Annotated in this window: 15 protein-coding genes; 5 read left to right on the forward strand and 10 right to left on the reverse strand. The window is 69.0% G+C overall.

Annotated elements, in window-relative coordinates; translation table 11 throughout:
* Positions 1 to 30: 30 nt before the first annotated feature.
* Positions 31 to 297 (forward strand): DUF6460 domain-containing protein, encoded by a 267-nt coding sequence (locus GGR25_RS22445; RefSeq protein WP_183401117.1) that lies wholly within the window; start codon positions 31 to 33, stop codon positions 295 to 297.
* Between the two features lie 2 nt (positions 298 to 299).
* Here GGR25_RS22445 and GGR25_RS22450 read toward each other — a convergent pair whose 3' ends face one another.
* From GGR25_RS22450 to GGR25_RS22460, 3 genes are all read right to left on the reverse strand, one after another.
* Positions 300 to 1076: a TIGR02186 family protein gene (locus tag GGR25_RS22450; protein ID WP_183401118.1), complete on the reverse strand. Its 777-nt coding sequence runs from the start codon at positions 1074 to 1076 to the stop codon at positions 300 to 302.
* Entirely contained in the window at positions 1073 to 2002 is a 930-nt protein-coding gene (locus GGR25_RS22455; protein ID WP_183401119.1) for a TSUP family transporter, read from the reverse strand. The genes GGR25_RS22450 and GGR25_RS22455 overlap by 4 nt, the downstream gene beginning before the upstream one ends.
* 78 nt (positions 2003 to 2080) lie before the next feature.
* A complete protein-coding gene (locus tag GGR25_RS22460) occupies positions 2081 to 5275 on the reverse strand; it encodes an SEL1-like repeat protein (RefSeq protein ID WP_183401120.1) in 3195 nt (1064 codons plus the stop codon).
* A gap of 320 nt (positions 5276 to 5595) precedes the next feature.
* On the opposite strand from GGR25_RS22460, the gene GGR25_RS22465 reads away from it, so the two are divergent.
* Both GGR25_RS22465 and GGR25_RS22470 read left to right on the forward strand, forming a co-directional pair.
* Positions 5596 to 6048: a MerR family transcriptional regulator gene (locus GGR25_RS22465; RefSeq protein ID WP_183401121.1), complete on the forward strand. Its 453-nt coding sequence runs from the start codon at positions 5596 to 5598 to the stop codon at positions 6046 to 6048.
* A gap of 70 nt (positions 6049 to 6118) precedes the next feature.
* The gene (locus tag GGR25_RS22470; protein WP_183401122.1) at positions 6119 to 6601 is read left to right on the forward strand and encodes a hypothetical protein; all 483 of its coding nucleotides are present in this window, start codon (positions 6119 to 6121) and stop codon (positions 6599 to 6601) included.
* Positions 6602 to 6603: 2 nt separating this feature from the next.
* Here the strand turns inward: GGR25_RS22470 and pip are convergent, their stop codons facing one another.
* From pip to GGR25_RS22485, 3 genes are all read right to left on the reverse strand, one after another.
* A complete protein-coding gene (pip, locus tag GGR25_RS22475) occupies positions 6604 to 7581 on the reverse strand; it encodes a prolyl aminopeptidase (RefSeq protein WP_183401123.1) in 978 nt (325 codons plus the stop codon).
* A gap of 13 nt (positions 7582 to 7594) precedes the next feature.
* Positions 7595 to 9403 (reverse strand): hypothetical protein, encoded by a 1809-nt coding sequence (locus tag GGR25_RS24845; protein ID WP_183401124.1) that lies wholly within the window; start codon positions 9401 to 9403, stop codon positions 7595 to 7597.
* A 74-nt stretch (positions 9404 to 9477) separates the two neighbouring features.
* The gene (locus tag GGR25_RS22485; protein WP_183401125.1) at positions 9478 to 10710 is read right to left on the reverse strand and encodes an amidohydrolase family protein; all 1233 of its coding nucleotides are present in this window, start codon (positions 10708 to 10710) and stop codon (positions 9478 to 9480) included.
* A gap of 196 nt (positions 10711 to 10906) precedes the next feature.
* On the opposite strand from GGR25_RS22485, the gene GGR25_RS22490 reads away from it, so the two are divergent.
* Positions 10907 to 11104, forward strand: a complete 198-nt coding sequence (locus GGR25_RS22490) for a hypothetical protein (protein WP_183401126.1) — start codon at positions 10907 to 10909, stop codon at positions 11102 to 11104.
* A gap of 14 nt (positions 11105 to 11118) precedes the next feature.
* Here GGR25_RS22490 and GGR25_RS22495 read toward each other — a convergent pair whose 3' ends face one another.
* Positions 11119 to 11310: a hypothetical protein gene (locus GGR25_RS22495; protein WP_183401127.1), complete on the reverse strand. Its 192-nt coding sequence runs from the start codon at positions 11308 to 11310 to the stop codon at positions 11119 to 11121.
* A gap of 98 nt (positions 11311 to 11408) precedes the next feature.
* Between GGR25_RS22495 and GGR25_RS22500 the strand changes: the two genes are divergently transcribed.
* Complete coding sequence (locus GGR25_RS22500) at positions 11409 to 11756, forward strand: ArsC family reductase (RefSeq protein WP_281378673.1); 348 nt, start codon at positions 11409 to 11411, stop codon at positions 11754 to 11756.
* A 5-nt stretch (positions 11757 to 11761) separates the two neighbouring features.
* Here the strand turns inward: GGR25_RS22500 and GGR25_RS22505 are convergent, their stop codons facing one another.
* Genes GGR25_RS22505 through GGR25_RS22515 form a run of 3 tightly spaced genes read right to left on the reverse strand, consistent with a single transcriptional unit; the run spans position 11762 to position 14750 of the window.
* A complete protein-coding gene (locus tag GGR25_RS22505; protein ID WP_183401128.1) occupies positions 11762 to 12952 on the reverse strand; it encodes an aminotransferase class V-fold PLP-dependent enzyme in 1191 nt (396 codons plus the stop codon).
* Positions 12953 to 12957: 5 nt separating this feature from the next.
* On the reverse strand, positions 12958 to 13752 hold the full coding sequence (locus GGR25_RS22510; protein ID WP_183401129.1) for a glucose 1-dehydrogenase: 795 nt from the start codon (positions 13750 to 13752) through the stop codon (positions 12958 to 12960).
* Positions 13752 to 14750 (reverse strand): ABC transporter permease, encoded by a 999-nt coding sequence (locus GGR25_RS22515; RefSeq protein ID WP_210300065.1) that lies wholly within the window; start codon positions 14748 to 14750, stop codon positions 13752 to 13754. Before GGR25_RS22515 ends, GGR25_RS22510 begins: the two co-directional genes overlap by 1 nt.
* Positions 14751 to 14792: the final 42 nt, after the last annotated feature.

The following is a 14792-nucleotide window of genomic DNA, read 5'->3' on the forward strand; positions in this document are numbered from 1 at the left end:
CAAACCGATTCGGATGCTGGAACGAGGACAATGAACGGACTTCAGCGCTTTATGGGCGGCTCGCCGGGCCAGGTGCTGCTGCGCCTGGTCGTCGTTTCCTTCATCGTCGGGATCGTGCTCTCGGCGCTCGGCCTGACGCCATGGGAGATCGTCGACAAGGCGCGCCAGCTGTTCTTCCGGATCTGGAACATGGGCTTCGGCGCCATCGAGTGGATCTGGACCTATTTCCTGCTCGGCGCCGTCGTCGTGATCCCGGTCTGGATCATCCTGCGCCTCCTCAACATGAATCGCAGCTGAGTTCAGTCGCGCCGGAAGATGATGCCGGCGAGCCAGCCGGTGAACAGCGCGAGCACAACGCAGAGCAGCCCGTAGAGATAGCCGTAGCGATGCGCGAGATCGAAGGTGAGGCGTTCGAAGCCCTCCTTGGATACGCGGATCGTCAGGCTCTGGCGCGCCAGCATGGCGCTGTCGCGGAAGAGATAGGCCGTCACGACATAGTCGCCGACGGGAACGTTCGCCGGGATGGATAGATTGGCCTTGAACACCGAGGTGCCCGGGAAGCTCACCGTGCTCTCCGCCACCTCGAACAGGCCCGCGTCCGCCTTGAGGCGGATGAGCCCGTCGCGGAACGCGCTGTCCTCATCCGGCCCGCCGAGCGCCTGAAAGGCGAGGTTTTCCGGGCCGATCTGGTAGCGCTTCAAGATCGCGGGCGTCGAAATATCGGCGAGCGGGCGCGACGCGCTCGCGAGATAGAAGGACGGGACGTTCGGGAAGGTGCGCGAGGCGCGATTGATCCAGATGCCGGCAAAGCGCGCCTTGCGCCGGGTCACCAGCGTCTCCGGCGGGCCGCGCATCACGACGACCACGTCATAGCCCGCCCCGCGCGAGACCGTCTCGGCATCGCGCTCTATCGCGCCGAAGGCGACGAGGTCGACGCCGCGAAAATCCGAGGTGATGCGGATCCGGTCGCTCGACAGCGTGAAGATCAGATCCTCGGCGGCGGCGCGGGAGGCCATGAGCGCTAGGGCGATGAAGAGAACCGGCACGGCCAGCGGCATCCGGCACGCGCGTCTCATCGGGCATCGCCTGACAGGGTGGCCAGCGAGAAGATTTCCGCCGGCGGCAGCACGAGGTTGACCAGGAAGCGGATGGCGACCGCGAGCACCAGCAGCCCGAGCAGGGCCCGCAGCTGCTCGCCGCGGATCTGCGCGCCGACGCGGGCGCCGAACTGCGCGCCGATCACGCCGCCGACCATCAGGATGAGCGCCAGCACGCCATCGACCGTATGATTGGTACCCGATTGCAGGATCGTCGCGACCGCCATGGTTCCGATCATCTGGATCAGCGAGGTGCCGATCACGATGCTGGTCGGCACGCGCAGCAGATAGATGAGGGCCGGCACGAGGATGAAGCCGCCGCCGATACCCAGCAACGCGCCGAGCATGCCGATGCCAATGCCGATGCCGAGGATGGGAATGACGCTCACATAGAGCTTCGAGCGGCGGAAACGCATCTTGAAGGGCAGGCCGTGCACCCAATTGTGCCGGCCGGGACGGCGCAGCGGCAGCGGGCGGCCGCGCCGGATATGCGCCATGGCGCGGATGGATTCGGCCAGCATCAGGCTGCCGACGAAGCCGAGAAAGGTGACGTAGCCGACGGCGATCAGGAGGTCGAGCTGGCCGAGCCGGCGCAGCAGGCTGAAGATCGCCACGCCGATCGACGAACCGATGACGCCGGCCACCACGAGCACGGCCGCGAGCTTGGTGTCGATCAGGCGGCGGCGCCAATAGGTGAGCGCGGCCGACGAGGAGGAGGCCACGACCTGAGCCGTCGTGCTGGCGACCGCCACGGCGGGCGGAATGCCGGAGAAGATCAGGAGCGGGGTCAGCAGGAAGCCGCCGCCGACGCCGAAGAGACCCGATAGAAAGCCGACGGCACCCCCCATGCCGAAGATCAGGAACATATTCACCGGCAGTTCGGCTATGGGAAGATAGATCTGCACGGCGGGCGACTCGGGGCGCTCTTGAGCGAGGGATCGATCCCCGGACGGGTCAGCCCGCTTGGCCGGCCGGTCCGCCGGTCAGCTCGTCGAGCCGGCCAGCCGTCCGAGGGGCGTGGTCTGTTCCTGCATGGAGGTCGCGGCGGGCGCTGCGAACCAGGCGGGATCGGGCGTCGGCTCGTTGTTGGCGACGGGATTGAGCGGCGTCGCCTTGAAGGCCTGAACCGCGAGGCGCGCTGCCGCGAGATCGTCGGCCTTCATCGCCTTGGCGACCTCGTCGCGGCGCCCTCCCGCATCCGTGTCGCCCTGCTGTGCGGCGAGCGCGAACCATTTGTAGGACTGGACGAGATCGACCGGCACGCCGAGGCCGCGGGCATAGAGGACGCCGAGATTATACTGGCTGTCGGCGACGCCCATGGTGGCCGCGACGATGAACAGGTCGGCAGCGTGCTTGTAGTCCGCCTTGCCGTTGGCGCCCTCGCTGATCAGGACGGCGAGATTGTGCGTCGCGCGGGCATTGCCCTGGAGGCTCGCCTTCTCATACCACCCTTGTGCAGCCGCAACGTCGAGCTTCACGCCCTCGCCGCGTTCATAGAGGCTGCCGAGCCGGTACTGCGCCACGGCGAGGCCGGCCTTGGCCGCGCGCTCATACCACGCAGCAGCCGTCTTGATGTCGGCGCGGCCCATGGCCGGTTCGGCATAGCGCTTCGCCATCTCGAAGGCGGCGACGGCGTCGCCGCGATTGGCGGCACTCTCGACCAGGGCATAGTCGAGCACAAGCGACGGGGACGGCGCGGCTGTGGCTGCCTCGGTTGCGGCCGGCTTGGCCGCAGCGGCGGTCGGGCCGAAATCCGTGAAGGGATCGGGCGAGAAGGCGAGCGCTTCGCTGTTGGGCTTCGGCGCGACCAGTGCCGGTGCGGGGGCCGGATTGGCGGTGGCGTTGCGCACGGCCTTGGCCGGGATGGAGCCGGTTGCGGTCCGATCGAGCGCCTCGCCGCTCGTCCGCGCGACGGCGGGTGTCAGCGCCTCGACGATGCGGTCCTGCATCGACGGCCCGATCTTCGCGGCGCCGATCGCCAGCACGACGGCGGCGATGGCGAGAACGAGCGTGCGGCGACGCCCGCGCAGCGCCTGTCCGATGCGTGCGAACGGACCCGGCCGCTCCTCCGACGGAGCGCCCTCGCGCATTTCGGCGCGCGCCTTGGCGGTCTCAGCCTGGGCTGCCTGGGCGGCGCGGCGGGCGGCGGCGATGAAATCGGCCTTGCGGTCACCGCCCGTTTCCACCTCGGCGCGCGGCGCCGCGGCGGCGAGGTCCGGCTTGCCCGAACCGGGCGCCAGGGGGCGATGGTCTTCCGGCAGGTCATCCGCCGCGAAGTGCCGCGGGGGAACGACGCTGCGGACGCGCTCCTTGAGCGACACCGAGAGCTGCGTATCCGCGCCCTGGGCCTCGAGCTGGGCGATCCGGTCGACGACCTTGGCGAGCGTGTCGTGCACCGCCTCGAGCGTGTCCTCGTTCTGGCGGCCGGAATGCATCGCCGCGTCCTGAAGGCGGCGAAGATCTTCGCGGAGCGCCGCAACCATCGCGTCGTCGCGACCGCCGGCGAGCGAGCCGGCGAATTCCTCGACCGTCGTGCGCGCCGTCGTGCGAGCGGCCTCGATCGTGTCGTGCCGCGCCTCGGCCAGAAGGCCCTGCAGGCGGTCGAGATTGGCCTCGACCTTGGAGAGCGCGTCGACGCCGGGCTCCACGGTCGCGAGCTTCTCGGCGAGCGCGCCGACCTGCGCCTCGAGCTGCGCCAGCGCCTGGCCGTCATCGCGGTCGGCGGCCTCGTCCAGGCGGCGGATCAGGCCGCGCATCTGGTCTTCGATCTCGTCGAAACGGGCGGGCTGGCGCTGCGCGACGTCGCCATGCAGCGCCGCGATCTCGGCCCGGAGGCCGGCGATCGCATCGTCCGAAGCCGGCGCGGCGAGGCTCGGCAGTTCGGCGATCGCATCGAGCCGACCGGCCAGCGCGTCGAGCCGCTCTTCGAGGCGCTGGAAGGCGGCGGCCTCGGCGGCGGGCTGGGCCCGTTCGTCGAGCGCGGTGCGGATCGCGGCGATCTGCTGTTCGAGCCGGAGCAGCGCGACCGGGTCCGTGCTCTTGGCGAGACCGTCGATCTCGCGGCGGAGCAGGCCGATATCGCGCTCGATCCGGGTCAGGTCGACCATGGGCAGGGGCCGCGCGGCGAGCTTCTCGATCGCCATGCCGAGATCGGCGATGCGGCGGTCGCTTGAGCCGTCGAACCGGCCGGCGAGCGCGTCGAGCCGCTCCTCGATGCGCGAGAGCTCGGGCGCGCCGAAGCGGCCGACGACTTCGCGGAGGGCGCCGATTTCGCGCAGCAACCGGTCGTCGGAGCCGCGCGCGCCGATCGAGGCGATCGCGTTGCGGATGTCTTCGAGCTCGCCGTCCATGTCGCGCGGCCGCGGCGCCTGGTCGATCCGCTCGGCGAGCCGGGCAATCTCCTTGGCGATCCCGTCCAACCGATCGCGTTCCGGCACGCGGCGGACGATATCGTCCAGCCGTTCGATGACGTGGCCATAGCCCGATTCGATGCTGGCGAGCGTCGTCTCGCGCGCGGCGAGATCGACCGCACGGCGAATCTCAGCGAGATCGTCGCGGAGCGCAGCGATCATGCTGTCGCTGCCCGCGGGCTGCAGGCGCTCGGCAAGGCCGCTATGGATCGCGCGGCCGAGTTCCTCGCCGCGGCGGGCTTCCGTGGCGATTCGGCGGTCCAGTGCGCCGATCTCGTCGCGAAGTGCGCGGAGCGCGTCCTCGAGTGCGATCGTGTCGATGGTCGGCAGCTGCCGGCCGCCACTGCGGTCGATCGTCCGCTGGCGCTCGGAAATCTCCTCGATCGCGGCCTGAAGGCTGCCGATCTCCTGCCGCCGTGCATCCACCGGCGGTTCGGCCGGGCGGTCGCGCCGGGTGATCTCCTCGGCGATGGCGGCGAGGCGGCTCTCGATCGCGCTGAGGCGCTCGCCTTCGCGATCGGCAGGGCGAGCCGGTTCCTGCCGGTCGGGCTGAGCGGCGGCCTGACGCACGCTGCGCCGGATCGCGTCGCGGCGGGAAGCGCCCTCGATCGCGTCGATCTGCCCGCTCAATTCCTCGACCAGCGCCGACAGCGCCGCGATTCGTTCCGTGCCGCCACTGACGGGCGAACGCGGCGAGGCCTTCAGACGCGGCGGATTGACGGCGGATGCCGCTCCCCCCTCATAGCCGGCTCTACTGCCCGATCTCATCACATCTGGCCCCTCGATGCCGCTTGCGGCATCGTTCCGCTCGTCCCGTCGCGCGGGGTGCCCGCCCCGGCGAGCGATTCCCTCGCTGCGGTCAGCTTCCGATAATCATGGTAAACATGGGGTTAACCGGGCGACGGCGCGGCGACACTTCGGTAACACGCCTTAACCCTTTCCTCTCGGTGGCGCGGGGCGGGATCTGTGCGTAACCGCAGCGGATGCCGGCCGTGCCTTCAACTTGCCCAATCCTCGGGGCAAGAAGGCGCTTCGGCCCGCTCGATCGGGCGGGGTTGGTGCAGGGCATCAGGGACGACGAGACGGGCATGGCGCACATCGCCGGTATTTCCAGGGATGATATCGATGCAGCAGGCCCTGCCGACGGCAATCGGCAGACGAGCTTCACCATCGGGGATCTGTCGCGCGAATTCGGCGTGTCGCTGCGCACGCTGCGCTTCTATGAAGACAAGGGCCTGCTCAATCCGACGCGCGAGGGCCTGAACCGGATCTATTCCCGGCGGGACCGCGGCCGGCTCAAGCTCGTGCTGATGGGCAAGAAGGTCGGCTTCTCGCTGGTCGAGATCAAGGAGATGCTGGAGCTCTATGACCTCAAGGACGGCCAGGTGCAGCAGATGCAGCTGGCGCTGAAGAAGTTCAACGAGCAGATCGGCATCCTCGAGCAGCAGAAGGTCGAGATCGAGAAGGCGCTGGACGAACTGCGCCGCACGGTCCACGTCGTGAGCGGTCTGCTGCGCCAGAAAGAGGCCAGCGGCGGCTGACGGCGGGCGCGTTTCGTCTGGCCACGCCGGCGTGATAGGCTCGCGCCGGGCCGGGTGGAGGAGCGCGACGATGAGACATCTTCCCGCATGGGCGCTTGTGGCGGCTGCGATCTGCATGCCGGTTTCGGCGCCGGTCCTCGCCGAAGATCTGCCGCCCGCCCAGGCCGAGGCTGCGCCCCGTTTCACCATGGTGCCCGCCGAAGGCGGCTTCGTGCGGCTCGATACGCAGACCGGCCTCGTGTCGCATTGCCGGCGCGAGACCGCCGCCGCGGATTCGCTGTGGCGCTGCGCGGCCATCCCCGAGGACACGCTGCGATCGCCCGACCGGCTGAGCGAATTGTCGGAGGAGATCGAATCGCTCGGCGCCGCGGTCGCGGCGCTGCGCATGCGGGTCGATGCGCTGGAGCGGGCGCGCAAGGACGAGACGCCGCCGCTGGCGGCGGCGCCTTCCGACGAGGAGATGAACCGGGCGCTCGACTTCAGCGAGGAGCTGATGCGCCGCTTCTTCGGCCTCGTGCAGGAGATGAAGCGCGGCCCTGACGACCGCACCTGATCTCAGTTCGCCTTGAAGCGATCCGTCGCCGTGACGAGTTCGTGCACGATGCCGGGTTCGGACATGGCGTGTCCCGCGTCGGGGACGATGCGCAATTCGCCATCGGGCCAGACCTTGGAGAGATCATAGGCGATGGCGGGGGGCGTGCAGACGTCATAGCGTCCGTGCACGATCACGCCCGGGATGCCGGCGATCCTGTCCGCATTCGCCAGCAACTGGTCATCGCGATCGAAGAAGCCGTGATTGACGAAATAATGGGCCTCGATCCGCGCGAAGGCGAGCGCGTAGTGCGGCGTGCCGAAGGCGGCGACGCGCGCCGGATCGGGAAGAAGCGTGATCGCGCCGCCCTCCCACATGCTCCACGCCTTGGCTGCCTCGAGCTGCAGCGCCTCGTCGCTCCCCGTCAGGCGCTTGTAATAGGCAGCGATCATGTCGCCCCGTTCCGCCTCGGGAATGACGGCGGCATAGGCCTCGAAGGCCTCGGGCAGCAGCCAGGACGCGCCCTCCTGATAGAACCAGAGCAATTCGCTCCGGCGCAGCGTGAAGATGCCGCGCAGCAGCAGTTCACTGACGCGCTCGGGATGGGTCTCGGCATAGGCGAGCGACAGGCAGGAGCCCCAGGAGCCGCCGAGGAGCTGCCAGCGGTCAATGCCGAGCTGCGTGCGGATCCGCTCCATATCCGCGACGAGATCCCACGTCGTGTTCTCGCGCAGCTCCGCATGCGGCGTCGAGCGGCCGCAGCCGCGCTGGTCGAACAGGATGATCCGATAGGCCTCGGGATCGTGATAGCGGCGCATCGCGGGGCTGCAGCCGGCGCCCGGCCCGCCATGCACCATGAGCGCGGGCTTGCCGTTCGGGTTGCCGCATTCCTCGACATAGATCTCGTGCAGGTCCGAAACCTTGATGCGATGCACCGCATAGGGCTCGATCGGGGCGAAGAGCTGGCGACGCGGGGCAGCGGCGTAACTGTCGGCTGACACGGGAATGGACCTTTCAGGAGAGGGGCTTGTCCGCCGTCCCTTCGGCCGAAGGAGCGGGAGATGCGGGTGCGGGATCGGCGTCCGGCAGGGCGCTGCCGGCCTCGATCGCGGGCGCCGGTGACGGCGGCTCCGAGGCCGCAGAGAGAACGGGCGTCGTGGCGGAGGGCGTCTTCTTTATCGACTGGCTGAGCGAGTGCGCCTGCGCGGTCATTTTGCGGCCGGTCGCAACAACGCTGTGCGACAGGGCCGCCAGGCGGCGGCGAACCTTCGGCCAATCCGTGCGCGGCAGTTCGCTTGCGGCCCAGAGCGTCAGCGTGCCGAAGACGGCGCCCGGCAGGCCGGAGAGGCCGATCGGGAGGCCGAACCAGCCGGTCGGACCGAGCACCGTCGGGGTGATCGTGCCCATGGCGAGGAAGCGGCCGGAGACATCGGGAAAGAGCAGCGCGAGGGCGATGTCGGCGACGGTGAGCCACAGGCCGACGGCGATGGCCGCTGCGGCGGCGGCCGGCGTCACGGTGCCGATGCGCCAGCCGATCAGCAGCACGGGCCCGAGGCTGGCCGCGGCGATGGAGAGGCCGCAGGCGGCGAGCATGGCCGCGTCCCCGGCGGTGACGGAGGCAAGGCCGGCCGCGAGCGCGGCGAGCAGGATCGCGCCGAGTCGGGCAATGAAAATGCGCCGGATCTCGGGCGCCGATGGCTCGACGAAGATAACATAGAGATCATTGCCGATCGCGGCAGCGGCATTGGCGAGGAACGCCGTCGCGGCGACGAGCGCGGCCGTGAGCAGGGCGCCGATCAGCAACACCGACGGCGCGGCGGAGAGGCGTGCCGTCTCGCCGAAATCGACGACGAGGCCGGCTGGATTGGTTGCCGCGTCGATGCCGAGCCGCGATGCCAGCAGTCCATAGCTCGGCGCCGCCAGCAGGACGGCGGCCGTCGCGGTCAATCCGATGATGCGGGCACGCGCGCTGCGCTGCCGCTTCTGGCGCGCCCAGGCCGGCATCAGCAGCGTCGGCATCGTGCCGATCCCGCCCAAGAGCCCGACCAGCAGGGCGAGGACGATCGTTCCAGGGAAGCGGGTGGGCGCCGCCAGCCCGCCCTCGAACAGGCCGACCCACGGCATCGGGACCGGGCTGACATCCAGGGAGACGATGGCGACGGGCAGCAGATAGCCGGCGGCGACGATCGGTGCCGCTATTGCGGCCATGGCGATTGCGGCCCGGAGCCCGCCGAAGAGGCAGGCGAGCGTCGCCAGAATGATGAGCGCATCGCGGGTTGCCGCCGCGGGCAGGCCTAGCATGCGGGACGCGACGAGGCCGGCGAGCGAGGCTTCCGCCGCCAGCAGCGGCAGCAGGGCCAGCACGATGGCGAGCGTGGCGAGCGCGCGCACCAGACCGTCGAAGCGGACGCCCAGCGCCGCGGCCAGCGTCGGGGCCTCGGTCGCGCGCAGCGCAGGAACGACCAGCATCCGCGCGGTCGCCGCGCCGGCGAGGAAGGCCGCGATGAGGACGATGCCGCTTCCTCCGCCGAGCGCGGTCGCCATCGGCGCCGCGACGAGGGCGAGCGAGCCGAGGGTCAGGCCGGCCAGGGCCCAGCCATTGGCCGTCGCACCGAAGGCGCCGCCGCGAATCACGTCGGCGAAGGCGAGGCTGCGCATCGAAATGGCGATGATCAGGACGATGGCGAGGGGCAGCAGCGGAAAGAAGGCGGCCAGCACCGCGGGCGCGCCGAACTGATCGAGCGCCTCGACGATCCCGAAGCCCGCCAGCATGGCGGTGCCCGCCCCGATGGCGGCTGCCTTCAACCGCGTCTCGCCGTTCACCCGAACCTCGTCGCGCTCTGCGCCGCGGATCGGACAGGAGTGCCCCGTGCTTGTCAACACGGCGTGCAAGAAGCCTATGCGCCAGGGCGGATCAGTCGCGCCGCCGGGCGCTCGAAGGTCTTCACGCCGCGCTTGAATCCCATCAGCGGCATCGCGATCTCGGCGACCGCAAGAGCCGGGTCCTTCGCGTCGAGCACGACGAGATCGGCTGCGTTGCCGACGGCGATGCCGTAATCCGTGCAACGCATCAGCCGTGCCGGCGCGGCCGTGACCATGTCGAGACAGGCCAGCATCTCGCCGCGCCGGCCGAGCTGCGTGATATTCGCGTAGAGATTGGCGATCCGGTTCAGCGAGCAATCGCCGAACGGCGTGAACGGGTTCAGGACATTGTTGGTCGCGAGCGAGCAGGTGACGCCGGCCTCTGCGAGGCGATGTGCGGGCGTCACGCCACGCGGCACGTCATAGTCGGATTTCCGACCCATCAGGAAGAGATCGGTGGCGGGGAGAACGGTCAGCGCTACGCCGGCATGGGCGAGACGGCGGGCGTAGTCGGCGACGCGCGTGGGCGGCATGGAGGAGAGCTTGGTGACATGCCCGACCGCGACGCGTCCGCCCCATCCGCGCCGCTCCGTGGCCGCGAGGACGGCGTCGAGATGGGTCCAGCTTGGATCCAGATCGAAATCGAGATGGAAATCGACGTCGATGTCGAACGTGGCCGCGATGTCGAAGATGCGCTCGATCTGGGCGAAGGGCTCGGTGTCGGTATAGGGGCAGCCGCCGATCAGGTCGGCGCCGTCAGAACAGGCCGCGACGAGCAATTCATCGGTGCCGGGATCGTTCAGCAGACCTTCCTGCGGGAAGACGCAGATCTCGATATCGACCGCGAAGGCATAGTCCTGTCTCAGCCGCTTAAGCGCGGCGAAGGATCGGAGGCCAATGCGCGGGTCGACCTCGACATGGGTGCGGATTCGCGTCGTGCCCTGAAGGATGGCCTTCACCAGCGTGGTCTCGGCGCGGCGATAGACATCATCCTCGTCGAAATCCCGCTTCAGCCGGGCGACTTCGGCAATCGCCTCGGCGAGCGAACCTTCGGCGCGGCAGCGATCGAGGATGCAGGACTTGTCGAGATGGATGTGGCTGTCGACGAAGCCCGGCAGCACGAGGCGCCCGCCCGCGTCGTGTTCGACCATGCCCGCCATCGCCTCCGTTCCGACCGCGGCGATGCGCCCTTCCGTGACGCCGATCGCGAGCGGATGATCGGCGATCTCGGGGAGGAGCGCGCCGTTGAGGACGAGATCGAATGCCATGCCGGTTTCCCTGTTCCGCCCGCATGATAGCGCCGTGCGCCCGCAGCGGCAGGCCGGCCGGTGGCCCGGTGCTGCACGAATTGGCGGCATATTCGCACCTGTGTTCGGTGCGCGACGGGAAGGCGATCGCGGCGCCGGCGTCTCGCTTTCGGCGTCCGGCTATGGTTCAAAGGATGCCTTGAGAGGGAGGGCCCGCATGGCCAAGGATCTGGCGGCGATTGCCGAACTGGAGAAGCGGATCGCTGTGGTCCGTGCGAACATCATCGAGCTCACCGAGCAGGCTGCCGCCTATTCCGGCGCGGCCGACGACGATCTCGCGTCACGCCGCATCGAAATGCAGCAGCGCGAGCTCGATGAGCTCACCAGGGAGCTGGACGCGCTGCAGGCCGAGTAATCCCACTGCTCTGGTCAGTGCAGAGACATGGATTCGATCAGCGGGATCAGCTTGAGATCGTAAAGCGCGCGGTCATCCTCCGAAAGACAGGCCGCGCCGCTTGCGATGACCTTGTTGAGGATTGCGTCCGCTTTCGACATGCGCCGGATCTTGCCCTCGGCGACAAGCTGTTCGCGCGCTGCCGTCAGATAAATACGCCTGAGCACATGGACCTCCTTGGCTGATCGCATGGCATTATGGATCAGTTAGGGTTACCGAATCGTATCGGCCGGCGCTGATCCGGCAGGCAGGAAGGAGCGAGCGCTTGATCACGATCTACGGGATCGTCAATTGCGACACGATGAAGAAGGCCCGCGCCTGGCTCGACGGGCACGGCGTCGCCTATCGCTTCCATGACTACAAGAAGGAAGGCATCGACGCGGAGCGCCTCGCGGCCTGGGCCGATGAGCTCGGCTGGGAGAACCTGATCAATCGCTCGGGCACGACCTTCCGCAAGCTGCCGGATGCGGACAAGGCCGGTCTCGATCGTGCCGCGGCGCTCAAGCTGATGCAGGCGCAGCCGTCAATGATCCGCCGGCCGGTGCTCGATCTCGGCACGCGCCGCCTCGTCGGCTTCAAGCCGGAACTCTATGAGGCCGCATTCAGCGCGTAATAGGCTCAGCCCGGCCAGGCCAGCGCGCCGGCGAGGCCGTTGGCCCGGTGCTCGGCGAAGTTCTCGCGGAAACCGTCGCCTGCTGCGCGCGCCTCCTCGATCACGTCTGTGATCGCGACCGCCACGGCGACGGCTTCGTCCCGTGTGAGATTGCAGGGGTCGAGATGGACGACGCCGCTGTCGGCGAGATCATCGCGCACGCGGATCGAGGGTGAGCGCCCGGCCAGCCGGCTCGCCAGTTCCCACGCGAACAGACCGGCGTCGCGGCCGACCGTCAGCTCGACCCGGTCGATCGGATTGCCGGTCCAGTCGGGCAGGCGGCGGAGCGCGAGGCCCGGTACATTGGCGAGCCGTTCGAACCAGAGCGTGACGATCGCCTCCTCGCGCGATCGGGTCGCAACAGGGTCCCGCTCAGCCCAGGCTTCCAGCGCCGCGATGGCGCCGACGATGCCTTCCTTGCCGACCTTCATGGCGCGACCGATGCCGCGGTGTTGCAGAAAGCTGGCCCGGACGAGGTCGCGGCGTCCAGCGACGATGCCGGCCGTCGGGCCGCCGAGGAATTTATGCGCGCTCCAGATCACGAGATCGGCGCCGGCCGCGATGGCGCCGGTGAGATCATATTCGCTCGCCATGTCGACGATGACCGGCACCCCGCGCGCGTGGCAGAGCGCCACGAAGGTCGCGAGGTCCGTCTGTCCGGTCGGGACGACATGGTGCGAGATGACGAAGACCGCCGCGGCGGTTCGCTCGCCGAGCGCCGCCGCGATGTGGAAGGGCTGCACGTCGAAGGCGGTGCCGGCGCCGATAACCCTTGCGCCGGCGAGGCGGATCATCTGGTCGACCGGCGCGCCGAAATTGACGAGATGCCCGGACTGGACCACGACCTCGTCGCGGAGGCCCGTGGTGTCCGGCAGCCTTTCGATCGCGGCCGGGTCGGAGCCGGTCATGGCCGCCGCGACGCCGAGCGTGATCGCTGAGGCGCTCGACGAGGTGACGAAGCCGGCTTCCGCTGCCGTGGCCTTGGCGATGACGGCGGAGGCGCGGGCCTGAAGCGACGCGATGTCGACGAACTCGGTCAGGATCTCCCCGACCGCGGCGGCCGCCTGCGGCACGACCCGCGAGGCGCCGATTGACGTCATCGTGCCGGAGGCGTTGATGACGGGCGTGAGGCCGAGGCGCTCGTGGATCTCTGCCATGTCGGTCAGCCGGGTGAGAGGCGGAAATCGTTGCCTTCCGGCAGGATCTGGCCGCCGTCGATGACGATCGTCGTGCCGGTGATATAGGCGGCGTCGTCCGAGGCAAAGAAATAGACCGCGCCGGCGACGTCGTCCGGCGTGCCGAGCCGCCCGAGCGGCACGGCGTCCTCCATGCCGCGGATGAAGGCGGGGCTGCGATGTGCCTTCATGCCTTCGGTCAGGATGTTGCCGGGCTCGACTCCGTTGACCGTGATGCCATAGCCGGCGAACTCGATCGCGGCGGAACGGATGAAGCCGTTGATGCCCGCCTTCGACGCCGCATAATGGCCGTGACCGGGGCTCGACACCTTGGGTCCGGTGACGGAGGAGGTGAAGATCATCCGTCCGCCGCCGCGCGCCCGCATGACGGGCAGGGCGGCCTGGGCAGCGAGGAAGGTGCCGCGCAGATTGACGCCGAGCACCGCGTCCCATTCCTCGGGCGAGATGTGCTCGATGAGGGTCCAGGGATAGATGCCGGCGTTCTGAACGAGGATGTCGAGGCCGCCAAACGCGTCGACGGCGGTCGAGACGGCGTGCTCGGCGCCGTCTTTCCGCGAGATGTCGGTCTGGACGAAGCGCGTCTGCTCCGGTCCGCCGAGCGCGGCGGCCGTCGCCTCGCCGGCTTCGGTCTCGGTGTCGGCGATGACGACGCGCGCGCCTTCCCTGACGAAGCGCGCCGCGATGGCGGCTCCGATGCCACGGGCGGCACCCACGACGAGGGCCGTGCGGCCGGCGAGACGTTTGTCGGTGAAGGCGGACATCAGGCGAGTTTCTTCCGGATTGCGATCTTGACGGTGTCGAGCAGGACGGCGACGAGCACCATGCCGCCCTGGATGAGCTGGGTGAAATGGGCCGGCATGCCCATGAGGTTGATGGCGGTCTGGATCGAGGCCAGCAGCAGCACGCCGGCATAGACGCCGGTGAGGCTGCCGACGCCGCCCTTCAGGCTGACGCCGCCGATCACGACGGCCGCGAAGGTCTGGAACAGCATGCCGACGCCGAGATTGGCCGTGGCGCCGGAGGTGCGGATTGCGAGCAGCCAGCCGGCGAGGCCGGCGATCGCGCCGGCGAGGACGAAGGTCGTCGCCGTCAGCCGATCGACGCGGATGCCGGCGCGATAAGCGGCCGTGGCATTGCCGCCGACGAGCAGGAGATGGCGGCCGAAGGGCGTCTTGTTCAGGATGAAGGCGAAGGCCAGCGTCGCGGCGATCGAGACCCAGGCGATGAGCGGGACCGAGAGGAAGCGTTCGATCGCGAGGAAGCGCAGCTCTGCCGGCAGTTCCTGGGCTGAGCGCCCGCCGGAAAGCGCGACCACCAGGCCGCGGCCCCAGATATAGGCCGCCAGCGTGACGATGAAGGCGTTCATCTTCAAACGCACGACGAAGAAGGCGTTCGAGGCGCCGACGACGGCGCCGACTGCGAGCGCAATGGCGAGCGAGACTGGAACGATGAGCCAGGCGGGCGTCAGCGTCAGGCCGAGGCCGACGCCGGACTTGGCGAACAGGATGCCGATCACCATGGCGGCCAGCGCCATGACGGATTCGACCGAAAGATCCATGTAGCCGGCGATGATCAGCAGCGACAGGCCGATCGCAAGCGTCGCGACGAAGGTCGATTGCTCGACGATATTGGCGAAGATGCCGATCTGGAAATAGCTCGGCACCGTGAACGAGAACAGCGCGACGACGGCGATCAGGATGAACCAGACGAGATGATCGAGGACGAACTCGATCACCGCCCGGTGACGGGTGGAGATCATGGCGGGCTCCGCGGATGACGGGCAGCGTGGAAGGCGCCGTCG

Source organism: Kaistia hirudinis (assembly GCF_014196455.1).
In the GTDB taxonomy this organism is placed as follows: domain Bacteria; phylum Pseudomonadota; class Alphaproteobacteria; order Rhizobiales; family Kaistiaceae; genus Kaistia; species Kaistia hirudinis.